This is a genomic window from Streptomyces sp. NBC_01016 (assembly GCF_026341035.1).
GTDB lineage: Bacteria > Actinomycetota > Actinomycetes > Streptomycetales > Streptomycetaceae > Streptomyces.
Window position 1 is genome coordinate 2,049,182 of sequence record NZ_JAPEOQ010000002.1, and the last position, 23,274, is coordinate 2,072,455.

Genomic DNA, 23,274 nt, shown 5'->3' on the forward strand with positions numbered 1-23,274 from the left:
ATTCCGCGGTGCGCGAGGATCCGGCACGCACTTGAGAAGTCATCGCACGTTCGGGCTGCCGTAGACGGGCAGCTCTCGTCACCAGTGAGGTATTTGCCGTGCAAAAGCGACGTACCGTGCTCGCGGCCACTCTGATCACCATGGGGCTCGCGGTCTCGGCCTGCAACAGTGACGACGACTCGTCAGCTGCGCAGGAATCTCCTGCGGCTTCGGCGTCCGAGTCGGCTCCGGCTCCGGCCTCGTCCGAGCCTTCCAGCGCCGCCCCGGCGGCCGAGAGCGCCGACGCCGCCGCGGGTGACGCGACCGCCCCGGGCACGAAGTTGAAGGTCGGCGACAAGGCCGTCCTCCCGTTCAGGTACACGGCCGAGAAGAAGGGCACCGTCGCTGTCACCGTCACCGCGATCGACAAGGGCACCGAGGCCGACATGTCCGCCTTCGGCGCGAAGGCGAAGGGTATGACCCCGTACTTCATCAAGATGAAGGTGGAGAACGTGGGTGGCACCGATCTGTCGTACGCGTCCTTGAAGCTCGACGGAGTGCTGGAAGGCGGCGGGCCCACGGGCGTTCTGCTGATCGGTGAGGTGCCGGGCAAGTGCGACCGCGAGACGGCACCCGCCGAGTTCACCACCAAGGGTGCTTCCTACGAGACCTGCTCGCTCAGTGCCACCAAGACCGGTCCCGTCACCGGAGCCTCGTTCGACGAGGGCGACGCGTACCGCACGAGCCCGGTCGTCTGGGCCCGCTGACGAGGCGCAGCGGGCGCCGAGGCGGTAGGTCTTGTGCCCCCCCCTCGGCGTTGACGCCGCTCTCTGCCTTGCAGCTGCACCGAACCGGCCATTCCCGGGTGTGAACCGCCGGCGGCGACCGGCCGCCTGGAACGAAAGACCGCCTCGCGATCCTGGCCCGGGGCGTGCAGGCGTCGGAAGCCGTCGCGCGGCTCCCCACCGGTCCCTCGCGCGCTCGCCGTCCGTGCTGCCTGCGCAGCAGGCCCGTCCTCGGTTCACGCGCCGACCCGATCGTCGTCCGATCGGGCCGGGGTGCCCGGTCGAGGGGTGTGCAGGGTTGTGGTGAGGTGCTGGAATTCGCGCTTCTCGGCCTGCAACAGGAGCAGCAGAGCCTCGTCCCGGATGCCGTCCACGCTGGCGTGGGCGTGCTGTTCGAGGTCGGCCGCGAGGGCGTCGAGCAGAGCGGTCGCTCCGTGGCCCGCGTATGAGCGAGCTCGCTCGAGCAGCGGGAACGGGGCGCCGGCTACGTCCCGTACGCCTTCGACACCATCGGTGTGGATGAGGAGCCGTTGCGTGGACCCCACCGCGAAGGAGGTGGTGTAGACGGGGCAGCCCTGCGGCACAAGGTCGAACAGGCCCAGGGGAGGCAAGGGCGCGAGGACATCGAGGGGCCGTGCGCCCTCGTGGTCGGAGAGCAGGAGAGGCAGCGGATGTCCGCAGCACACCAACTCCCCTCGACCGCCCTTGAAGGTGAGGAGGAGTGTCTTGGCGAACCGGTCGGTGCGGTCGGCCAGCGCGTTGTCGAGGTGGCGGGCGATTTCTGCGAGGCTCGGTTCGGAGGCCGACAAGTGCCGCCACCGATCCAGCAGTTCGACGCCTGCGGCAACCGTGGCGTCGTCCTTGCCCATCAGGTCCGCGACCAGGACGCGCGTGCCGTACGGCGTCTCGCGGATGTCGCACAGGTCGGCTGCCATTGTCGTGCGGTCCGGCTGCGGCAGGCTGCGCAGCGCCACTTGCAATTCGCCCAGGCGATGTGCCTGCGTCGTCGGTGCGTCGGCCTTTTGCCGGGCAGGCGGGGGAGCGGGGAGAGCGGGGGAAGCCGGTTCGTGGGCCTGCCACCTGCGCTGCAGATAGTGGCTGATCGCCGTGAGGAGGACGATGTTGGCCAGGGTGACCATGACGACGACGGGGCGACTGTGCCAGTCGACTGCGCCCCCCACCGCGGTCCCGGCCAGTGCGAGAGCGCCGGAGATGAGTGGCTGGCGCGGTGATTGAGCCCCCGGCATGATCAACGACAAGGCGGGAATCGCGGTCAACGCCACGATGATTCCCTGTCGTTGCTGGTGGTACGTCAGGTCCAGTGCGCCCACCAGTACAACAAGCAGCACGGGGAGCAGGCGGAGCCACGTCACTTGTCGCATGGCGAGACAGTTTCGCATTGTCTGCTCCCTCCTGTGTGTGTTTGGGGCACATCGTAGAGGTGCTCTGTACAGAAAGGAGCGGGAGTCGATTAGTGCTCGAACCTGATCGCCCTGAATCCGCGACGTTCGCGCCGGCGGCACGCCGGGGAGCGCCCGTACGTGCCACGTGTCACGGACTCGCCACGGCGCTGGGAGTCAAGGCCGGGTGGCGCCCGACTCCTCCAGCATGACGCCCGCAGGGCGTTCTCCCGGGAGAGGAGGCTCCTCCTGGTCGCGCCCCACCACGACCAGGAACACGACGAGCGCGACCAGGGAGCCGAGCAATCGTGCGCCACGACGGGAACGTTCCCCCGTGCTCAACTCGCGCCAGGGGCGCACCGGATCATGGCCCTTCTGCGTCCACACCTCGCCGACCGCCTGGTCCTGGCCCGGCGTCGCGCCCGCCCGTTCCCGGGCGGAGGGTTCCCGCGGGGCGGTGTGGCGGATGGCGCGCTCGTTGTCGGCGAGGAACTTGCGCCACTCCTCGTCGGGTATGGGCGGCTCGTGCCCCGTCACGCCGGCCGCCCCTCGACCGAGCCCTCCAGGCGCACGAACGGGATCTGATGGCCCGCCCGTACGTAGGAGTCCTCGCCGCCGTCGACATCGAGCCCCATGAAAGAGCACAGCCGACGGGCGGTGCGCGGGTGGTCGAGGGCGTAGCGGGACATGATCTCGCCACCCTTGTCCGTGCTGAGGAAGCGCGCGGTGACGGCGTGGTGGCGGTTTCCCACCTGGATCGTGGTCCTGGGGGCGGCACGCAGGTTCTGGTACCAGGTGGCCCTCGGCCCGAAGCCGGAGGCCAGGATCCAGGAGTTGTGCAATGGGTCGTGGGCGACGACCTCCAGGACTACGCGACGGTCGAGGCCGCTCGACCTTCCGGTGTGGTGCAGCAGCAGGAGCCGCTTGCCCAAGAGGGGGCCCAGGCCCACCCGGTACAGGCCGATCGGCAGGCGCGCGAGCCGTCGCCGCCAGCCCCGCGGAAGTGGTGGGCGGCGCGGTGCGGGGTGCTGATGTGCCGTCATCGCAGAGCCCTTTCTGAGGCCGATGTCCGACTCGATTGGGTAACGAGACGCACGGAAGCTTCACTTAGGCGATGCAATCTTTGCATAGTCTAAAGACGGGGGGTGGTCGCCCTGTGAAGGTGACCAGGACCAGTGACGAGACATGTGGGAGCACCATGGCCGCTACGGCACGCCAGGGCAGAAAGAACTGGGTGTTGTCCTGGCTGCCCGCCGTGGTGATGGCGGTGGTCACCGTCGTGGACCTCACCGCCGGTCCTGGGGTGGGGTTCCTCCCGCTGGTGTCGCTCGGGCCCGCCTTCGCCGGGCTGATCGGCACGTGGCGGCGCACCGCGCTGATCGGCCTCGTGGCGTTGCTGCTGTGCGGGGGACTCGGGTCCTACGACGGGCTGTTCGAGACGCGGCGCGGCTACACGGCGATGGCGTCGGTCGCGGGCGTGACCCTGGCGGGGGTGATAGCGGCGAGCATGCGCGGGCGGCGCGAGGCGGAACTGGCCAGTGTGCGCTCGATCGCCGAGGTGGCACAGCGGGTGCTGCTGCGCCCTGTCCCGCGCAGCGCGGGACCGTTGCAGGTCGCCGTCTCCTACACGTCCGCGGTCGCGGAAGCGCGGATCGGCGGCGACCTGTACGAGGTCGTGGCCTCGCCGCACGGCGTGCGGGTGATCGTCGGTGACGTGCAGGGCAAGGGTCTTGCCGCCGTCGAGACGGCCGCCCTGGTCCTGGGGACCTTCCGCGAGACGGCACACGACGAGCCGGACCTCGCCGCGCTCGCCGCCCGGCTGGAACGCAGTGTGGCCAGGGAAGTGAACGGAGAGAAGTTCGTGACCGCGGTCCTCGTCGAGGTACGGGCCGAGGAACGGGCCGCCCTGGTACTGAACTGCGGGCACCCGGCCCCGATGCGCGTACGCGCCGACGGCTCCGTCGACTTCCCGCGCCCGCCCGTCTACTCGCTCCCCCTCGGCCTCGGCATACACGGGGGCGAGCCCCCTCGCGCCTACCGGATCGACTTCGCCCCCGGCGACCAACTCCTGCTCTACACCGACGGCGTCACCGAGGCCCGCGACGGGGCCGGCGCCTTTTTCCCGCTGGAGGACCGGGCCGACCTGCTCAAGGCCCCGGAGGCCGAGGATGCCCTGGAGGCGCTGCGCGAGGACGTGGTGCGGCACGCCAACGGCCCGTTGCACGACGACGCCGCCATGTTGTTGCTGCGCTACTGGGAACGGTGAGGCATGAGCACCGAGAGGCGGAAGGCCCGCCGCGATGCGAGCGGGGTAGAAATGTGGCATGACCGGGAACGCGGCTCCGAGGGAGCGCATGGACGATGTGGACGCGGTGACCCGTGCGGTGCTGACCGCGTCCCGGGTGTTGGTGGCGGTGTCCGCGCGCTCCCTCGCCGAGGTCGAGGACCGCGTGACGCTGCCACAGTTCCGCATGCTGGTGGTGCTCTCTTCGCGCGGCGCGACCAAACTCGTCGTCCTGGCGGAGCAGTTGGGGGTGGCTCCTTCCACGGCGATGCGCATGGTGGACCGGCTGATCGCAGCCGGTCTCGCGGACCGGCAGACCAACCCCGACGACCGACGCGAGAACCTGCTGAGGCTCACCGACGAAGGCCGGCGCACGGTGGAGAACGTCACCGCCCGGCGCCGTGGGGAGATCGCCTCGATCGTCGAACGGCTCGCTCCGCAGCAGCGGACGGCGCTCGTCGACGCGCTGACCGATTTCAATCACGTGGGTGGCGAACCACTGGCTCCGTCCCTCCCCGAGGATTCGGATCTGCATCCGCTCGGCTGGGGCGGAGCACCGGCGGCAGGCTGACCGGCAGTGTCCCGGGGCGCCTGTCGGCATCATCGACGGATGGGAGGTCTCTGGTCGCATGAACGGATGGTCCCTACGACACCACCAGTACACACGTTCACGGGCGTCCACCGGCCCGGTATGGTCGTTGCCCCCTGCCGATGACAGGACCGGGCCGCGTCCTGTCGTGGTGCATGCCGTGCGCGGCAGCGCCGGCCGACGGGTCACGCTCCGTGGCAAGCAGGCTGGTGTCGCCCACTGCGTAGCCGACGTGGTCGAACTGGTGCTCCTGGCCGGCGTAGCCCTGAACGTTGAGGAAGCGGCGGCCTCGTCCCTGATCGAATGGCGTGGGGGCGGCCCCGGCACATGGCGGTCGCCTTGAGATCCCGCACGTCCGCGCCCGGCTTCGCCGAGCACCTGCGGGGCCGTCTGTGGGGTCCCGCCGAGTTCATCGGGATTCCCGGGCGGCTCTTCGTCACGGGAGTGGTCGCCGGGAGCGCCGCGGCGGCGCTCGTCGTCGGGACGGCTCTTGCCGGAATGTGGGGCGGGCCCCGGGAGCTGATCACCGGCGAAGCCGGTCTGGCGGCGGTCGCGGCCCTGGCTGCGTACCTGGTGGTGCTGCGGGCCGGACGCGTACTGATCGGACTGGTCGCCGTGCTGGGGACATGCCTGGCCTTCATGGCGCCCGGCGTCGCGGCCGGTGTCGCCCTGCAGCAGCGCGGTCTTGTCGCGACGGCAGCCGTGTCCTCGGTGCAGACGGCGGCACGACACGGGCGCACCATCTGCTCGGTCACCGACACGGACGCCGCTCCCACCGGTGCCGATGTCTGGCGTGGTTGCGCGGCATCCACCGCGCCTGGGGACACCCTGCCCGTCGTGTACGACCCGCGGGGCCGGGCGCCCACCCGGGGCGTCTCCACGCCCGGGGAACTGCGCCGGTCGAGCCTTCGCCTCACCGGGCTCTCGGCCGCTTTCGTAGCAGCGTGCACGGTCGCGGTGGTCCGCTCGTTCCGGATGACGGCGGCGCCGCGCGGGACGTGAGTGGACGGGCGGCGCGTGCGGCGGACGGCGGTTCCTTGACATGGCGGACCGTCCGTACCCGTGTACCGAGGGAGACGTTCGTGGACGCCGTGCTACATGCGCTCTCGCGTGCCGACGTCATGGCCGGGAGGATCCTCTGGGTCCTGGTGCTCGGCCATGCACGGTCGCCCGTCGTGCAGGCCCAGGTGCGCCGTCCGTCGCACGGCGCTCGGCGACGACCGGCCGCGTAGCCGCGCGGTCGCGACCCTGAATCGGGGCGTCGTCGTCCTGCTCGTACGCGGCGGTACCCCTGGCGTGCGGTCGCTGTTCGGAAGGGCGCGGGCTCAACCGCGGTGATGGTCCTCGAGGTCGCCTCGATGAACCTGGTCGCCGAACTCGCGTCGAGAGTCGCCCTATTGACGGGCTGCCGGCTCAGCGCAGCCGAGTCGCTCGCCATCTGTGCGGACATCGGCGACCCGCCCTTGCGGCCCGTGGCGCCACGGTGACCTCAACCTCGGCCCCTGGAGGCCTCGTTGAGTGCCCGCCCTCCGTTCCCGCCGTCGTGCAGGTGCGTGTCGACCGGCATCAACGCGTCGTAAAGACTGCCGGGTTCCGGCAATGCGCCAGGTGTCAAGGAAGCGTCAGGATGGCGAAGGGAAGGAACGGGGGCCACACCCGGTGGCGCGGCGAGTGAGGAGGACGGGGGATGGGGGAACTCCTCGCTGTCGCCGCCGGGTTCCCGGCCGTGGTGTTCAGTGCGGCACTCGGTGTGGCGGCGGGATTCTGGCTGCTGGTCCTGCTGGGACGGGCCGAGCCGTCCGCGTTCGACGGGGACATGGACCTGCGGGCCGTGGGTCTTGGGGGAGTGTCCGTAGCCGTCGCGGTGTCGCTGGTGACCGTCGTCGCGTGGGTTGCCAGCATGGTCGGCTCAGTGGCCCTGGGGCGGCTCGGTCTTGCCGTAACCGCGCAGATCCCGCTTGAAGCCGTGCTGCCGGTGGGCTCGCTGGGTGCCGGTTGGTGGGTGGCGCGTCGCGTCATCCGCGCGGCGGACGGTCGTGCGCCGGACGAACCCGGGAACGGGCCGTGCCCGACCGACGGTCCCGGCGCGGCCGACCGCTAGCACCGCCCCCTGGACCCCTGTCGGCCCGCTGCGCGTACTCAACAAGCTGAGGCCTCAACAGGCTCTCGATCCAAAGGACTTCTTCTATGGATGCCACCACCGTGGGCATCGGCGTGTCCGTCGTCGCTGTCCTGCTGCTCGCCGCCGTACTGCTGCTGGTCTTCACCCGGTTGTTCCGGAAGGTGGAGCAGGGCAAGGCGCTGATCGTCTCCAAGATGCGCAAGGTGGACGTGACGTTCACCGGGCAGGTCGTGCTGCCGGTGCTGCACAAGGCCGAGGTGATGGACATCTCGGTGAAGGCCATCGAGATCACACGGACCGGCCGGGACGGGCTGATCTGCCGGGACAACATCCGCGCCGACATCCGGATCTCGTTCTTCGTGAAGGTCAACAAGACCGTCGAGGACGTCATCCGCGTTGCCCAGGCCGTCGGCACCGTGCGGGCCAGCGACCGGGACACCCTGCAGGAACTGTTCCACGCGAAGTTCTCCGAGGCCCTCAAGACGGTCGGCAAGCAGCTGGACTTCACCGACCTGTACACCAAGCGCGAGGAACTGCGGTTCCGGATCATCGAGGTCATCGGAGTCGACCTGAGCGGCTACCACCTCGAGGACGCGGCGATCGACTACCTGGAGCAGACGCCGCTGAACCAGCTCGACCCGCACAACGTCCTCGACGCGCAGGGCATCCGGAAGATCACCGAGTTGACCGCGATCGAGCACGTGCGCACCAACGAGTTCCAGCGCACGGAGGAGAAGGAGATCACCCGGCAGGACGTCGACGCCCGCGAGACCATCCTGGAGCTCGAACGCCGACGGGCCGACGCCGAGATCAAGCAGAAGCGCGAGATCGACACGGTTCGGGCCCGCGAGGAGGCGGAGACCGCGCGGGTGGTGGAGGAGGAGCGGCTGCGTTCCCAGGGCGCGTTCCTGGCCACCGAGGAGAAGCTCGGGGTGCAGCGCGAGAACCAGACCCGTGAGGTGGCCGTCGCGCAGAAGAACCGTGAGCGCGTCATCGCCGTCGAGAGCGAGCGGATCGAGAAGGACCGACTCCTGGAGGTCATCGCGCGGGAGCGGGAGACGCAGCTGTCGAAGATCGCCGCCGACAAGGAGGTCGAGGCGGAGAAGCGGGAGATCGCCGAGGTGGTGCGCGAGCGTGTGGCCGTGGACCGGACGGTCGCCGAGCAGGAGGAGTCCATCAAGAAGCTGCGGGCCGTCGAGGAGGCCGAGCGCGGCCGGCAGGCCGTCATCATCGCGGCGGAGGCCGAGGCGCAGGAGCGGCTGGTCAAGGACATCAAGGCCGCGGAGGCCGCCGAGCAGGCGGCCACGCACCGCGCGGCGGAGCAACTGACTTTGGCCCAAGCTGAGTTGAAGTCTGCTGACCTGCAGGCGCAGGCCAAGCGGAAGCTGGCCGACGGCTTCCAGGCGGAGGCCGCGGCCCCGGGCCTCGCCGATGTGCAGGTGCGCGACAAGGAGGCCGAGGTCATCGAGAAGGCAGGTCGTGCGGAGGCGGAGGCCACCGAGGCGCGGATGCGTGCGGAGGCGGAGGGTGCCCGCGCCAAGGCGCTGGCCGAGGCGACCGCGATCGGCGAGAAGCTCAAGGCGGAGGCCGAGGGTATCAACCAGAAGGCCGTCGCGATGGCCGCCCTGGACGAGGCCTCGCGCGGGCACGAGGAGTACCGGCTGCGGCTGCAGGCCGAGAAGGAGATCCGGCTCGCCGGTATCGACGTGCAGCGGCAGGTCGCCGAGGCGCAGGCCACGGTGCTTGCGACCGGCCTGGAGAACGCCGACATCAACATCGTCGGCGGGGAGTCCGTCTTCTTCGACCGGCTCGTGAACTCCATCGCGCTCGGTAAGGGTATCGACGGGTTCGTTCAACATTCGGACGTGGCGCAGCAGTTGGCGAAGCCGTGGCTGGACGGCACGGCGAGCTTCACCGAGGACCTGACGGCCGTCCTCGGCTCGGTCTCCTCGGCCGACGTGCAGCACCTCACCGTCTCCGCGCTGCTGATGAAGCTCATGAAGGGCGGAGGCGGCGAGCAGGCCGGTCCGCTGCGTGAACTCCTCGACAAGGCGGGACAGTTGGGCATTGCGGATCTTCCGTTGACACAGTTGAACGGCAGCGCGCACACCTGACCGCCGCCCCGAGATCGGCCGGGGCCCCGCACGGGGGTCGGAGGCCCCGGCCGCTTCACTGACCACAGTCCACCGGTACGAGAGGGATTCCGCCCATGGAAACGGGTCTGGACGCAGGCACGTACGACGTCCTGCGCGACCGGCTCGCCGGACAGGCCCGGCAGCTGTCCGAGCGTGCCGCCGAGCTGAACGAGCGGCGCACGGCGGCCTTCGGCGCCACCGGCTTCGCCCTCACCGGCACGGAGCACCTGCGCACCGAGCGGCCCGCCGTGGCCGGCGACATCGTCGCGGTCGGCGACGTCCTGCTGTTCGGCCGTACGACACCGCTCGGCGACGGCGAGCCGAGCGCCGTGGCCGACGTGTTCACACTGCACGACCGGCGCAGCCTGGCGGCGCTGCCGGAGCCGGCGGTGCCCGGCCTGCTCGACGACCCCGGCTTCGTACGAGAATTCGCGGCCCTGCACCGCTACTACCGCGCCGCCACCCTGCTGCAACTGCGCTTCCTGGACGGCAAGTTGCTGGCCGTCTTCCAGACCGGCGAGAAGGCCGACGACATCCGGGTGCTGCGCTGGACGCTCGACGTCGACGGCCGAGCCACGTTCCTCGACGCGCGCGGCGACCGCGACCACGTCCTGCCGCCCGCGTACGACATCGCGTGGACCGCGGCCACCCGCGACGACCACGTTCCCGGCCGTCACCCGCACATCGCCGTGCCCGGCGGCGAGATCTACGTCGACACGCTCGGCGGCACCCTCACCGTCAAGACCGAGAACGACACCGAGACCGGCGAGGGTGTCTACAGCGAACCGGTCGACGAGCCGCTGCAGTCGCTGGCCGAAGCCGACCTCGCGCACGCCCGCGTCGGCCCCCTGATCCTGCTGCGCGTGCGCCCCTACAAGGAGAGCGACGACCGCTACCTCGTCTTCAACACCCTCACTGGACGCACCGTCCGCCTCGACGGCATCGGCCAGGCCTGCCGCACCCTGCCCGAGGACCAGGGCATCGTCTTCCCCGGCGGATACTGCCTGGCCACAGGCGAGGCCAGGACCTTCGACGCGCTCGACGTGGGCGGACTGGCCTACGAGCGCACCGTCCGCTCACCCAACGGCGAGGACGTCCTCCACGTCTTCCACGCGCCAGGCGCCCGCCGCGGCCTGCTGCTCGCGTACAACGTCATCCGCAAGGAGTTCGCCACGCCGATTCCCTGCCAGGGGTTCGCGTTGTTCGACGACGGCGCCCTCTTCGTGCTGCGCTCCGCCGCCGGGGCGGGCGCCGCCGTGGAACCGGCCCGCGTGCACCCGCTGCAACGCTGGGACTCCCCGTACGTCTCCGATTCCCACGCCGCCGCGCGCCCGGCCGGCGAGGGGCCGCTGGCGCGCGTGGGCAACGCCGACCTGGTGCGGGGCATCTCCGACTGCCTGGCCGTGGCCCGCACCGTCGCCGCCACCGTCGAAGAGCCGACGGCTGCCGCCTACCGGGAGCTCGCCGCGGGGTGCGCCCGTGCCGCCGACCGCCACCACTGGCTTGGCGACACCGAACTCGGCGCTCTGGGAAGCCCGTTGGCCGCCGTGCGCGCGACGGCCGAGCAGATGCTCACCGAGTTCGAGGCCGTACGCGACCTCACCCGGCAAGCGAACGACACGCTCGCCGAGTCCGCCGAACACATCGCCGGGCTCGTCCGGCGCATCCGCGGCGAAGTGCCGCGCTCCGCACCCGAGTGGGTCGAGCGCATCACCGAACTGCGGCACTCCCAGGGCCGGTTGGTGTCACTGAAGGAATCGCGGTACATCGACGCCGCACGCCTCGACACGCTCGTCGAGGGCCTGGCCGGTGACATCGCCGCCGCGGGCCGGCGCGCCGTCACCTTCCTCGCCCGCCCGGACGCCTTCGCTACCCACCACCACACCATCGAGGAACTGGCCGGACAGGCCGAAACCCTGGCCACCGTCGCCGAGTTCACCGCACCACAGGAGCGCCTGTACGCGCTGGACGAGCAGCTGCGGACGGTCACCGAGGTCGTCGCCGGCCTCGACGTTGCCGACGCCACCGTCCGCGCCGCCGTCCTGGAGCACATCGCCGAGGCGCTGGCCGGCGTCAACAGGGCCCGAGCCGTCCTCGACACGCGCCGCCGTGCACTGGCCGAACGCGAGGGCCGCGCCGAGTTCGCCGCAGAGTTCGCGCTGCTCGGCCAGTCCGTCACCGGAGCCCTCGCCGCGGCCACCACCCCTGGAGCCTGCGACGACCAGCTGGCCCGCCTGCTGCTCCAACTGGAGGACCTCCAGGGCCGGTTCGCCGAGTCCGACGCCTTCCTCGACGACCTCGACACCCGGCGCACCGAGATCCACGAAGCGTTCACCGCCCGCAAACAGAGCCTCACCGACGAACGCGCCCACCGCACCGACCGCCTCGCCGAGTCGGCCGGACGTGTCCTCGACTCCGTCACCCGCCGCGCCGCGACGCTCACGACGGCCGAGGACATCCACACCTACTTCGCCGCCGACCCGCTGGTCGCCAAGGTCGACCGCGTCATCGCCGAACTGCGCGAGCTCGGCGACCAGGTGCGGGCCGACGAACTCACCGGCCGGCTCACCGGCGCACGCCAGGAGGCCGCCCGCACCCTGCGCGACCGTACCGAGCTGTACGCGGACGGCGGTGACACGCTGCGCCTCGGCCGGCACCGCTTCGCCGTCAACACCCAGCCCCTCGACCTGACCCTCGTCCCTCACGGCGACGGCATGGCCTTCGCGGTCACCGGCACCGACTTCCGCGCCCCGGTCACCGACCCGGACTTCGCCGCCACCCGCCCCTACTGGGACCAGCACCTCGCCTCCGAGAACCGTGCCGTCTACCGGGCCGAGCACCTCGCCGCCCGCCTGCTCGCCGACCGCGGCGCCGAAGCCCTGCTCGCCGCGGACGACCTGCCCGCACTCGTGCGCACCGCGGCCGAGGACGCGTACGACGAGGGGTACGAGCGCGGCGTCCACGACCACGACGCCACACTCCTCCTCACCGCGCTGCTCCGGCTGCACACGACCGCCGGACTGCTGCGACACACCCCGGCGGCCCGCGCCACGGCCCAGCTCTTCTGGTGTCACCACGTGCCGGATGAGGAGCGGGAGCTGCTGACCCGCCGCGCCACCTCGCTGGCCCGTGCCCGCGACACCTTCGGACTCGCCCCCGCCATCGACGACTTCCGAGCCGAGCTCGCCGCCCGCATGGACGGCGACCCGGCCGCCGCCGCGTACCTCTTCGACGAACTCAGCAGCGCACCCGCCGGGTTCGTCCTCTCCTCGCGCACCTGGGTCTTCCTCGAAAAGTTCCGCCACACCGTGGACAGTTCGGCCTACGAGGACGATCTGGCCGCCATCACGGACGTCCCGGCCCGCCGCCAGCTCGTCGAGGCGTGGCTGACCGCGTACGCCGCCTCGGCGGGAGAGGGTGCCGACGACCTGCCCGAGGCCGTGGCCGCGGAGCTCTGCCCGGGGCTCGAACGGCACGAGAACCCGGCCGGCCTCACCGCCACCGTCGAGGGCCTGCTCGGTACCCACCCGCGCATCGACGCGGGCCGCCTCACCTTCCGGCTCGACGAACTCCTCGCCCGCACCGCCGAGTTCCGCACGCACACCGTGCCCGGCTTCCGCGCCCACCAGCGGCTGCGGACCGAGCTGGCAGCCACCGAACGCGAGCGGCTGCGCCTGGACGAGCACTGCCCGCGCGTCCTGCCCACGTTCGTCCGCAGCCGCCTCGTCGACGAGGTGTACCTGCCGCTCATCGGCGACAACCTCAGCAAACAACTCGGCACGGCGGGCGGCCTGTTGCTGCTCGTCTCGCCGCCCGGCTACGGCAAGACGACCCTGATGGAGTACGTCGCCGACCGGCTCGGCATGATCCTCGTCAAGGCCGACGGACCGGCCCTCGGCCACACCGTCACCTCCCTCGACCCCGCCGACGCCCCGAACGCCACCGCGCGCCAGGAGATCGACAAGGTCAACTTCGCCCTCGAAGCGGGCAACAACGTGCTGCTGTACCTCGACGACATCCAGCACACCTCGCCCGAACTCCTGCAGAAGTTCATCGCCCTGTGCGACGCGCAACGCCGCATGGACGGCGTGTGGAACGGCACCCCGCGCACATACGACCTGCGCGGCAAGCGCTTCGCCGTGTGCATGGCCGGCAACCCGTACACCGAGTCCGGCGCCCGCTTCCGCATCCCCGACATGCTCGCCAACCGCGCCGACGTATGGAACCTCGGCGACGTCCTCACCGGCAAGGAGGACGCCTTCGCCGCCTCCTTCGTCGAAAACGCGCTCACCGCCAACCCCCACCTCGCACCGCTCGCCGCCCGCGAACGCACCGACCTCGACCTGTTGCTCCGCCTCGCCCAGCACGACCCCACGGCACGCCCCGAACAGCTCACCCACCCCTACGCACCCGCCGAATGCGACCGCGTCGTTACCGTCCTGCGCCACCTGCTGGCGGCCCGCGCCACCGTCCTCGCGGTCAACGTCGCCTACATCGCCTCCGCCGCCCAGGACCCGGCCACCCGCACCGAACCGCCCTTCCGGCTCCAGGGCTCCTACCGCGACATGAACAAGATCGCCGCCCGGATCGACCCCGCCATGAACTACACCGAACTCGCCGCCCTCGTCGACGACCACTACCTCAACGAAGCCCAGACCCTCACCACCGGAGCCGAGGCCAACCTCCTCAAACTCGCCGCACTGCGCGGCACCATCACCCCCGGCCAGGCCGCCCGCTGGGACGAGATCAAGGCGGCACATGTGCGCACCCGCACCCTCGGCGGCCCCGAGGGCGACCCGGCGGCCCGCGCCGTGGCCGCCCTCGGCCTGCTCGCCGACCGGGTGGCGGCCGTGGAATCCGCCATCACCCGCGCCACCGACCCACGACACGCCTCCGTCCACCCGGCCGCCCGCCACGCCCAGCGACCGTGACCAGCCGCCCACTGCCGGAACCCGGCAACCGGGAACAGTCCCAGTGGGATGCGCGGGCCACCCGTGCGCTAAGAATGCGTCAAGCGCACATCACCATCACGGGGGCGAGCATGACGACGACAGCCCGGGACATACCCGAGGAGTACCTGACCGGGCACGCCGCCATCGTCGCCGAGGCCTCCGCGACCGGCCGGCGGCTGACCCGCGACGAGCTCGAGTCACGTCGCCTCCTCGGCGAGCGCGCCGCGGACGCCGGCCTCGGACTGCGCGCGCTCATCGGAGCCCAGCTGACGACGCTGTGCACGGGCGAACTGGACCGCGGCGCCGGGGCCCAGGCCGTCCTCGCTGCGAGCGCCCAGGCCGTGGACGCGTTCATCGAGGGCTACGAGCGCGCCCAGCGCGACACCCTGCGCCAGGAGGAGGCGGCCCGCCGCGAGTTCATCGACGACCTGCTCTACGGGCGCAGCGACCTCGGTCAACTCGCCGAGCGCGCCGAACGGTTCGGGTTGCGGCTCTCCCTCGCGCACGCGGTCGCCGTGGCCGTCGGCCGGGAAGCGTACGAGGAGGGGGACCCGGTGCCGCGCGCCGTGGAACGCGCCATGATCGGCCGGTTCGGCGATCGCGACGTCCTGCTCACGACGAAGGACGGCCGCCTGATCTGCGTGGCGCCCGGCGACCTGGGCGAGGTCCTCACCTACTTCGCCAAGCAGGCGCACGCGGCCACCGACGGCGGGCAGGTGGCCATCGGCCGCGCCCAGGCGGGTCCGGGCGGTGTCGCCCACTCCTACGAAGAGGCGCTGAACGTCCTCGACCTGGCCGAGCGCCTCGAACTCGACGAACCGGTGCTGCGCGCCGCTGACCTGCTCGTCTTCCCGGTTCTCACCCGTGACCGGCAGGCGATGGCCGACCTCGTCGTCAGCGCGCTCGGCCCGCTGCGCCGGGCCCGCGGCGGGGCCCGGCCCCTCCTGGACACCCTCACCGCCTACTTCGACTCCGGCTGCGTCGCCGCCGAGGCCGCCCGCCGGCTGTCACTGAGCGTGCGCGCGTTCACATACCGGCTCCAACGCATCCACGACCTCACCGGCGCGGACCCCGCCGACCCCGTGCACCGCTACACGCTCCAGACCGCCGTCATCGGCGCCCGTCTCCTGGACTGGCCGAACCAGGAACTGTGACGCATCCGGGGCTGCGGTACACGGGCGGCATGCGGAGATCCGGCTGTGTGCCATCGTGCTGAGCCGCGCCGCGTCGACCGGGCGCCGCGCCAGGAGTTCGATTGGGTTCGACATGATGCCGGCCCTGCCCCTGCGTCGGACCCGGCAGGCCCTGACGACCACGGGCAGGTGCCTGGATGATTGAGCCCAAGGGCTCGTAGCTGAAGGCCGCCTGCGAGTTCGTATGGACCGCGGGGGACAGACCGTCATTCCGCTGAGCTGTAATGGAGTCATGGGCGATCAGACTGAGTTGATAGGCGGCCAGGAGAAGCGCGAGATCCGGGTTGTCGCCTACGACCCGGCATGGCCGGTCGCGTTCGAGCGGGAACGGCGACGCATCGTCGACGCGGTGGGCCCGGTGGTCCGGCGGGTCGACCACGTCGGTTCGACGGCCGTGCCCGGGCTGGTCGCCAAGCCCATCATCGACATCGACCTGAGTGTGCCGGACGCCGATGGCGAGGACGCCTATCTTCCGGCCTTGGAGAGGGTCGGATACGTCCTGCGCGTGCGCCAGCCCGGGCACCGCATGGTGCGCACCCCTGACCTGGGCGTCCAGGTGCACATCTGCACGGCCGGAAGCGAGTGGGAGCGCCGTCACCTGCTGTTCCGCGACTGGCTGCGGAGGGACGCGGCCGACCGTGCGGCCTACGCCCGGCACAAGCAGCACCTGGCCGAGCAGGACTGGCCCGACATGAACGCCTATGCGGCGGCCAAGGGCTCGCTGATCGCCGAGATCAGCGAGCGGGCCGAAGCCTGGGCGAGAGCCACAGGCTGGACGCCAGGCGCTTGAGCCCGGGAACCGAACTTGCCTTGCTGAAGCCCCCTCGGTGGCGTCGCATGCCGCTGCCATCGCCCGCCCGGCACATGCAAGACGTGCCCGTTTCATCTTGGAGGCCAGCGGGGAGCACGCGACGCATGCTTCAGCGACTCGGTAGACGTCTCGGGCGGGGCCCGGTTGGGGAATGGCCTTGAGTCTCCAGCGACTGGATACAGCAGAGTGGGTGATACGGACGTTACGCGTGCTGCGGGTGCTGAGCTCGTCCCCGGGCTATCTGCCTTGGTGCCATCGTGTCGAAGACCTCGGCCACGCCTTCGTCGGCCAGGCCTCCCGAACCACTGCAGAAACTCATCGGGATCACATGGGGTCGAGGTGGCCTCGTGCTTGCCGTGCTGTTCGGTGACTGCGGCCGCCGGTCACAGATTTGAGCTGCCCAGGTGCTCGGCCAAGTCGCGGAGCGTCCACTCGCCGCCAGGTTCTCTTCACGGCCGGGGATGAAGGGGCGAGTCGCTGGCGTCCGCAGCAATGACGGCTTCGATGAGGCCGGGAAATCTGCGGTCCAGGTCTTCCCTGCGCAGGCGCATGTACAGGCCGTTTCCTGCACTGCGCTGGTACACCAGGCCCGCTTCGCGCAGCACCCGCCAGTGCCGGGTGCGGCTGGACTTGCCCACGGGCAGGTCGAAGGATGCGCACAGCCGCTCCTGCTCCGGCTGCTTCGCAAGTTCAGCGATGACCCGGCGCCGGTTGTCGTCGGCGAGCGCCAGCAGAATCGGCCCCACCTCCAGGCCCTCGGTGCGCGGGTGCGCCAACTCGTCTGCCATAGCTCCACCCCTCGACAAGGTACGCCTCTGTGCGTACCTTCACGGAGGTACGCCACTCTGCGTACCTTACCCCTGGGGGAGTTGTGCCCGCATCAACGTCACCACCCCGCCGGTCTCTGTCACGCCTGCGCGAATGCATTCGCAGACTCCTGCTCGTCGAGCACTCGCCCTTCATGACCCTCTGACCTGAGTGACGCCTGACATCGTGGCCGAGCACACGCGAACGGCCACTGCCGGGCTGAGGACACACGTACCGTGGGCCTGACGTTTCCTCTCCAGAACCGTGTCCGGCCTTGAGCCTGTCGCCACGGTGCGTACCCGCCGTGAGAGCCGCAAGAGGGTGTTCCTCGCCGTTCCCCCTGAGGCGCTGCTCCCCACGGGGCGGCAGGGCGACGATGCACGGCTCACAGAGCGGGAGCGAAAGGTGCTCGACCTGACCGCCTGCGCAGCATCTTCGGTAAACTCGGCGCCGTCTCGCGGAGCGATGCGGTCAACAAGGGCCGCGCCGCGTCACTGCTCTCCGGGAGACGACCCGAGCACTTCTTCCAGTCCGCTTCCTTCTGGTTCGCTTCCGGCCGGCCCGGCTGTCTCTCTTGGTCGGGCCGGCCGTCAGTCAGGCGGACTTTTGAGCGGGGCGGCCGATGTAGGCGGCCACCACACCGGCTCCGGCAAGCAGTACGACGCCGGCCACCACGAGTGCGATCCGGGTACCGGAACTGACCGACGTCCCGCCACCGATCACCGCGCCGAGCACGGCGACACCCAGCACGGCGCCGGTCTGACGCGCCGAGTTCAGCGCGCCGGAGGCGATACCGGACTGCTCCTTGGCGACCGAGCCCACGATCGCGGTCATCAGTGGCGGGATCGCGAAGGAGACGCCGAAGCCCAGAACCAGCAGGCCGATGCACATCGTGATGAGCCCGAGAGTGGAGTCCGCGGTGGAGGCGGACTGGATCAGTACGCCGACACCCATGAGCAGGAAGCCGGCGATGGCGGGCTTGCGGGCGCCGATCCGGCCCACGAGCCGGCCCGTGAAGATCGGGTTGAACGCGGTCGGCAGGGTGAGCGGCAGGAAGGCGAGGCCGGTGGTGAAGGCCGAGTAGCCGTGCGCCTCTTGGAAGAAGAGGGAGAGGACGAAGAGCACGCCCGAGAGCCCGAAGTTCACCAGGAGTCCGGCAAAGAGCCCCGCGGACAGGGTCCGGTTGCGGAACATGGCCAGCGGCAGCATCGGGGCGCTGGTCTCGGTCTCCTTGCGCCGCTCGGCGAGCAGGAAGAGCGCACCGGCGACCACGAACACCGCGAATCCGCCGAGCACCTGGGGCGAGCCCCAGCCCTCGGGTTCGCTCTCGATGAGGCCGTACGTCAGACCGGCGAGCGCCAGGACGGCGCTGACCTGGCCGGGCAGGTCGATGCCCTTGGACGCCTTGGGGACGCTGACCGGGGCGTACTTCATCGTGAGGACGATGCTGATGAGCGCGACCGGGACGTTGAGCAGGAAGATGGCCTGCCAGCCGAGCGTGTCGGTGAAGACTCCGCCGACCAGCGGCCCGGCCGCCAGCGCGGTGCCGCTGATCGCGGCCCAGGCGCCCATGGCCCGAGCGCGGGCCGCCGGGTCGGTGTAGGCGTGCGCGATGATCGCGAGCGACGTCGGCAGGAGCAGGGCCCCGGCCACACCGAGCAGGGCGCGCAGGGCGATCAGGGCTTCCATGGAGCCGACCGCGGCCGATGCTCCGGAGAGGATCGCGAACAGCCACAGGCCGGTGAGGAAAACCTTGCGGCCGCCGTAGCGGTCGGACAGCGCGCCGGCGGTGAGCAGCAGGGCTGCGAAGGTGAGCGTGTATCCGTTGGAGACCCACTGCAGTCCGCTGAGCGAACCGGACAGGTCTTCACCGATGGCCGGCAGTGCCACCGTGACCACGGTGGTGTCCAGCATGACCATGAAGTAGCCGAGCGAGAGTCCAAGAAGCAGGAGCCCCTTCGACTTCGATGCGGCGGAGGCTGTGCCGGGCGGGGCCCCGGGAGACGGCCGGGAGGTGTCGATCGGGCGGGTTGACTGGCTTGACATGGCTGTCCTCCCAGGAAGGTACGGGGAGATACCGGGATGAATGCCGCTGCAGGCAGCACGACATATCGCCGGGACCGGTTGTGAGCAGGGGGCGATAGTTGGAATCCTGGCAGTGCGCGGTCAGTTGCAGAAGCGGGCGCTTCCGATGGCGAGCATCGGCGGAGCCGATCGACCCTCGACGGAGCGGATCGGAAAGGCAGGGCCTGTGGAACTGCGTCACCTGCGGACGTTCCGGACTGTGGCGCGCACGCTCAACTTCACCCGCGCAGCGGCAGAGCTGAACTACGCGCAGTCGAGTGTTACCGAGCAGATCCAGGCCCTGGAGTCCGAGCTCTCGGTCAAGCTCTTCGACCGCACGAGCCGCAAGCTGACGCTGACCCCGGCCGGCGAACGGCTCGTCGACTACGCGGACCAGATGCTGCTCCTCGTGCAGGAGGCGCGCACCGCTGTCGAGGACGAGGGTCAGGAACCCGGTGGCCAGCTGATGGTCGGCGGCCTGGAGACACTCTGCGCGCACCGGCTGCCGGCGATCCTCGCCCGCTACCGCCAGAACCACCCGCGCGTTCAAGTGACGCTGCGCGAGGGTGGCCGCGGTGAGCTCTACGAATGGGTCCGGCGCGGCGAGATCGATGTCGCGCTCACCTTCGGCCAGGCACCCGACGACAAGCCCTTCGTGAGCGAGAGCCTTGCCACGGACCGGCTGATGGTGGTCATGCCCATTGGCCACCGACTCGCCTCGTACGCCCAGGTCGGTGGCGGTGACCTGCGCGGAGAGTCATTCCTCGCCACTCCACAGGGCTGTGGATTCCGGGAGATGCTCGACAGCTTGATCCACACACTCGGCGTGGATGCACCGGTCATCGACACCCAAGTCGCGAGCATGGCCGCGCTCGGCCAGTGCGCAGCTGCGGGCATGGGCAGCGCCCTGCTGCCCGAGATCGCCGCGGCCGGACCCGCCGCTCGGGGCGAGGTGGCCGCGATCCCGCTGACGGGAAGCGCCTCGCAGACCGCAGTCACGATGACCTGGCTTCGCCGAGCTGAACTACGACCCAGCGTCGCGGCGTTCCTCGATACCGCGCGCTCGGCCTTCAGGGAAATGGCCTCCGAGCGAGCCTGACCGGGGAGTGTCAAGTTAACGGCCCTGTCCCGCGGCGGGCTTCAAGAGTGGGGCGAAGTCCCTGACACAAGTGGCCAGTTCGGTCATCTCGATGCAGAAGGCGATGAGTTTGGCCAAGAGGTCGTGTTGCCCGGCCTTGAGGTTGGCGGGCCCGGTGAGCAGCATCCGGGCGAGCCGGCGGGCGGAGATGTGGCTGCGGTCGGCGTCCGCGCGGCCTTGGTGGATGTACTTGTGCAGGAGATTGAGGCAGCCCGTGAAGCCGAGTGCCTTGATCTCTTCGAAGAGATGCAGGACGGGGATGGCGGGGGCCTCGGCCCGGCGTTTGCACAGGTGCTCACGGTAGGGATCGGCCAAGCTGGGCACGGTACTTGGGGACGCGGAGTATCCGCTCGGGCCGATCGGCGCGCGTAGCGTCTGACGGTGTTCAGGGCCAGTTGCAGACGGCGGGCACATTCGAGCAGGCCCACGCCCTGGTCGAGCAGGGTGTCGGCCGTGCGGTCGGGCAGCACGTCGATCCGCTCGTGGGTCTCGGCGTCGATCACGACGGTGGCATAACGGTGCCGCCGGCGCAGCGCGAAGTCGTCGACGCCGATCACACGGGGTATTCGTCCGGTGGGCAGGGGATGCGCAACAGGGTGCGCAGAGCGAGCGGTGCGGCGCTGGAATCGCTCCAGTACCCCGGGCGCCTGCGGTCGGCGCGCTGTAGTCCGCGTTCGGGTGCGACGGCTGCTGTGTCCCACCCGCGGCTGCCGCCACACCTTCCGCGAAGGATCCGCTCGCCCTACTCGATCACATCCTCGATGGTCAGCGGCGATAGTCCCGAAAACATCACATCCACAAGCTCGTTGACATCCAGCACGTGACTGTCCACGACCCTGCCAACTCTGCGTCACCGCCGAAGGTGAGACAGGGCCGTTCATTGGACACTCACCTTCAGCAGCCGCTTTCGCGTCCACCAGACGCCCAGCACACCGAGTCCGACGGCGAGGCCGAGGAAGACGCCGATCTCTGCCCACTGCAGGGGCCAGAAGTTGTCGGCGGCCTGGTAGGTGACGCGTTGGTGGTAGCCGGCCTTGGCCAGGGCGTCGATGCATGACTTGATCGATTCGCAGTGGGTGTATGCGGGTGGCATGGCGTGGGCCGGGTGGCCGGTGGCGTCGAGGGTCTGCTCGGCGGTGACCCAGACGTCGGGCTTGCCGGTGTCGATGTGGGAGACGGAGTCGAGGAGGTAGTTCGCCATGCGGTCGTGGGTGAAGGGGACGGTGATGGTGGTGGCGGGGGCCAGGTGCTCGCGGATCCACATCGGCATGGACAACAGGGCCGCGGTGTATGTCGCCAGCGTGGCGGCCATGGCGGGGAGTGTGCGGCGGATGACGATGCCGAAGAGGACGCCGAGGGCGAAGGCGAAGGCGGCGTAGCCGAGCGGGACGATGCCGCGGGCGCTGAAGATCGCCGGGTCGATGCGGGGGACGAAGTTGTCCGTGTTGTCGGATCCGCCCGCGGCGACCGCCTGGTCGACGGGGCTGCTCCACCAGGTGACCGCGAGGCTGATCAGCGCGGTGGCGGCGACCGCGGTCAGACCGGTGAGGGTGAGTTTGGTGACCAGCCAGCGGGTGCGGGTGACGCCCTGGTTCCAGGCGAGGCGGTGGGTGCCCGTCTCCAGTTCGCGGGAGACGAGCGGGGCGCCCCAGAACATGCCGATGAGGGCGGGCACGAGGAGGACGGTCACGCCGCCGACGAAGTAGAGGGTGGTGTCGGTGGGGGAGAGCTGCTGGACGAGGCCGCGGCCGGCGGTGGTGTGCAGGCCGGCCAGGTGGGGGCCGGTCGCGGCGAGGAGGGCGGCGAGGGCGGCCAGCGCGGCGATGACCGCCGTTGCCTGCGTGCGCAGTTGGCGCCAGGTCAGCCAGATCATCGGTGGGTCTCCAGGTCGGCGGCGGGGCGGGAGCCCGGTTCGGTGGTGGGGGGCGTCCGACTGCCGATGTAGGCCAGGACGATGTCTTCGAGGGGGAGCGGGCCGGCTGTCCAGGAGTCATCGCCGGCGGGCGGCGTCGTGGCGCGTACGACGAGGGTGGTCCGTGCGTCGGTGCGGGATGTCGAGACGACGTGGTGTCCGGCCGGTAGGTCGGCCGCGGTGTCGGCCGGGCCGGTGAGCCGGTGGTGACCGGCCAGCAAGTCGTCGATGTCGGCGCTGACTTGGACCCGTGAGTCCACGAGCACGATCACGTGGTCGCAGACCCGCTCCACGTCGGAGACGAGGTGGGAGGAGAGTAGGACGGTCATCTCCTGTCCGGCGATCGCGTCCGTGAGGTCGTCGAGGAACTCGCGGCGGGCCAGCGGGTCCAGGGCGGCGACGGGCTCGTCGAGGACGAGGAGTTCGGGGCGTTTGGCGAGGCCGAGAGTGAGGGCGAGCTGGGCGCGCTGCCCGCCGGACAGGCGTCCGGCCCGCCGGCCGGGGTCGAGGCCGATGCGGCGGATCCGGTCGCGGGCCAGGGTGGCGTCCCAGCTGGGGTTGAGGCGGGCGCCGACCTCGAGGTGGTCGGCGACGGTCAGGCCCGCGTACGTGGGGGTGTCCTGGGCGACGAAACCGACCTTGGCGAGTTGCGCCGGGCCGGTGGCCGGGCGGCCGCCGCAGACCTCGATGGTGCCTGTGGTCGGGGCGAGCATGCCGGAGGCGAGGTTCAACAGGGTTGATTTTCCAGCCCCGTTGGGGCCTACCAGGCCGACGATGCGGCCCGCGGGGACATCCAGGCTGCAGTCCGACAGTGCCCATTGCTGTCGGTATTTCTTGCCCAGGCCCCGGGCTCTCAGCGCGACAGGTGCGGCAGGCGGGTCGGTCGTGGGGGTCATGCGGCAGCCTCCTCGGCGGGCCGATCCGTGTGACCGGCACCGCTGGACGCTATGAGCGGACGGCGGATGAGCGCGTCCGGCGCTCGGACCCTTTCCGCTCCTGCGCGCGGAGGACCCCGGCCGGCGTCCTCCGTCAGATGTAGACGAGCGAAGTACGCGAGCGCGCGACCACGGTCTGAAGGGAGGACGCCGCCGGCCTGTGCTGCC

General features: G+C 70.6%; 18 protein-coding genes and 1 pseudogene. 11 read left to right on the plus strand and 8 right to left on the minus strand.

The annotated features are described in order from the left end of the window. Positions 1-140: 140 nt before the first annotated feature. Positions 141-746, plus strand: coding sequence for a hypothetical protein (locus OG746_RS36075; protein ID WP_266725640.1), 606 nt, complete (start codon positions 141-143; stop codon positions 744-746). A 254-nt stretch (positions 747-1,000) separates the two neighbouring features. Here the strand turns inward: OG746_RS36075 and OG746_RS36080 are convergent, their stop codons facing one another. The 3 genes from OG746_RS36080 to OG746_RS36090 form a co-directional block, all read right to left on the minus strand. Beyond that, positions 1,001-2,146 carry a PP2C family protein-serine/threonine phosphatase gene (locus tag OG746_RS36080; protein ID WP_266722458.1) on the minus strand — a complete coding sequence of 382 codons (1,146 nt, stop codon included), beginning with the start codon at positions 2,144-2,146 and terminating at the stop codon, positions 1,001-1,003. Between the two features lie 195 nt (positions 2,147-2,341). After that, entirely contained in the window at positions 2,342-2,701 is a 360-nt protein-coding gene (locus tag OG746_RS36085; RefSeq protein ID WP_266722460.1) for a hypothetical protein, read from the minus strand. Continuing rightward, entirely contained in the window at positions 2,698-3,207 is a 510-nt protein-coding gene (locus OG746_RS36090) for a nitroreductase family deazaflavin-dependent oxidoreductase (RefSeq protein ID WP_266722461.1), read from the minus strand. Before OG746_RS36090 ends, OG746_RS36085 begins: the two co-directional genes overlap by 4 nt. Positions 3,208-3,362: 155 nt before the next feature. Here OG746_RS36090 and OG746_RS36095 point away from each other — a divergent pair, with 155 nt between their 5' ends. From OG746_RS36095 to OG746_RS36135, 9 genes are all read left to right on the plus strand, one after another. Next, a complete protein-coding gene (locus OG746_RS36095) occupies positions 3,363-4,430 on the plus strand; it encodes a PP2C family protein-serine/threonine phosphatase (RefSeq protein ID WP_266722463.1) in 1,068 nt (355 codons plus the stop codon). Positions 4,431-4,488: 58 nt separating this feature from the next. After that, the gene (locus OG746_RS36100; protein WP_371591080.1) at positions 4,489-5,019 is read left to right on the plus strand and encodes a MarR family winged helix-turn-helix transcriptional regulator; all 531 of its coding nucleotides are present in this window, start codon (positions 4,489-4,491) and stop codon (positions 5,017-5,019) included. Positions 5,020-5,376: 357 nt separating this feature from the next. After that, entirely contained in the window at positions 5,377-6,039 is a 663-nt protein-coding gene (locus OG746_RS36105) for a hypothetical protein (protein ID WP_266722465.1), read from the plus strand. A gap of 335 nt (positions 6,040-6,374) precedes the next feature. Further along, the gene (locus tag OG746_RS36110) at positions 6,375-6,524 is read left to right on the plus strand and encodes a hypothetical protein (protein WP_266722467.1); all 150 of its coding nucleotides are present in this window, start codon (positions 6,375-6,377) and stop codon (positions 6,522-6,524) included. A gap of 200 nt (positions 6,525-6,724) precedes the next feature. Beyond that, entirely contained in the window at positions 6,725-7,138 is a 414-nt protein-coding gene (locus tag OG746_RS36115) for a hypothetical protein (protein WP_266722469.1), read from the plus strand. An 86-nt stretch (positions 7,139-7,224) separates the two neighbouring features. Continuing rightward, positions 7,225-9,273 (plus strand): flotillin family protein, encoded by a 2,049-nt coding sequence (locus tag OG746_RS36120; RefSeq protein ID WP_266722470.1) that lies wholly within the window; start codon positions 7,225-7,227, stop codon positions 9,271-9,273. A gap of 95 nt (positions 9,274-9,368) precedes the next feature. Next, on the plus strand, positions 9,369-14,225 hold the full coding sequence (locus OG746_RS36125; RefSeq protein WP_266722471.1) for a DNA repair ATPase: 4,857 nt from the start codon (positions 9,369-9,371) through the stop codon (positions 14,223-14,225). Between the two features lie 110 nt (positions 14,226-14,335). Continuing rightward, positions 14,336-15,400, plus strand: a complete 1,065-nt coding sequence (locus tag OG746_RS36130; RefSeq protein ID WP_266722473.1) for a PucR family transcriptional regulator — start codon at positions 14,336-14,338, stop codon at positions 15,398-15,400. A 271-nt stretch (positions 15,401-15,671) separates the two neighbouring features. Then, the gene (locus OG746_RS36135; RefSeq protein WP_266722474.1) at positions 15,672-16,229 is read left to right on the plus strand and encodes a GrpB family protein; all 558 of its coding nucleotides are present in this window, start codon (positions 15,672-15,674) and stop codon (positions 16,227-16,229) included. Positions 16,230-16,699: 470 nt separating this feature from the next. Here OG746_RS36135 and OG746_RS36140 read toward each other — a convergent pair whose 3' ends face one another. Then, positions 16,700-17,038, minus strand: coding sequence for an ArsR/SmtB family transcription factor (locus tag OG746_RS36140; RefSeq protein WP_266722475.1), 339 nt, complete (start codon positions 17,036-17,038; stop codon positions 16,700-16,702). Between the two features lie 613 nt (positions 17,039-17,651). Further along, positions 17,652-19,103 carry an MFS transporter gene (locus OG746_RS36145; protein WP_266722477.1) on the minus strand — a complete coding sequence of 484 codons (1,452 nt, stop codon included), beginning with the start codon at positions 19,101-19,103 and terminating at the stop codon, positions 17,652-17,654. A gap of 145 nt (positions 19,104-19,248) precedes the next feature. Between OG746_RS36145 and OG746_RS36150 the strand changes: the two genes are divergently transcribed. Next, a complete protein-coding gene (locus OG746_RS36150; protein ID WP_266725643.1) occupies positions 19,249-20,220 on the plus strand; it encodes a LysR family transcriptional regulator in 972 nt (323 codons plus the stop codon). 36 nt (positions 20,221-20,256) lie between these two features. Here the strand turns inward: OG746_RS36150 and OG746_RS36155 are convergent. The 3 genes and pseudogenes from OG746_RS36155 to OG746_RS36165 all read right to left on the minus strand — a co-directional run. After that, a pseudogene (locus OG746_RS36155) lies at positions 20,257-21,049 on the minus strand (transposase); the annotation flags it as partial. Between the two features lie 87 nt (positions 21,050-21,136). Next, positions 21,137-22,132, minus strand: a complete 996-nt coding sequence (locus OG746_RS36160) for an ABC-2 membrane transporter-related protein (protein WP_266722479.1) — start codon at positions 22,130-22,132, stop codon at positions 21,137-21,139. Next, positions 22,129-23,067 (minus strand): ABC transporter ATP-binding protein, encoded by a 939-nt coding sequence (locus OG746_RS36165; RefSeq protein ID WP_266722481.1) that lies wholly within the window; start codon positions 23,065-23,067, stop codon positions 22,129-22,131. The genes OG746_RS36160 and OG746_RS36165 overlap by 4 nt, the downstream gene beginning before the upstream one ends. Between the last annotated feature and the right edge of the window lie 207 nt (positions 23,068-23,274).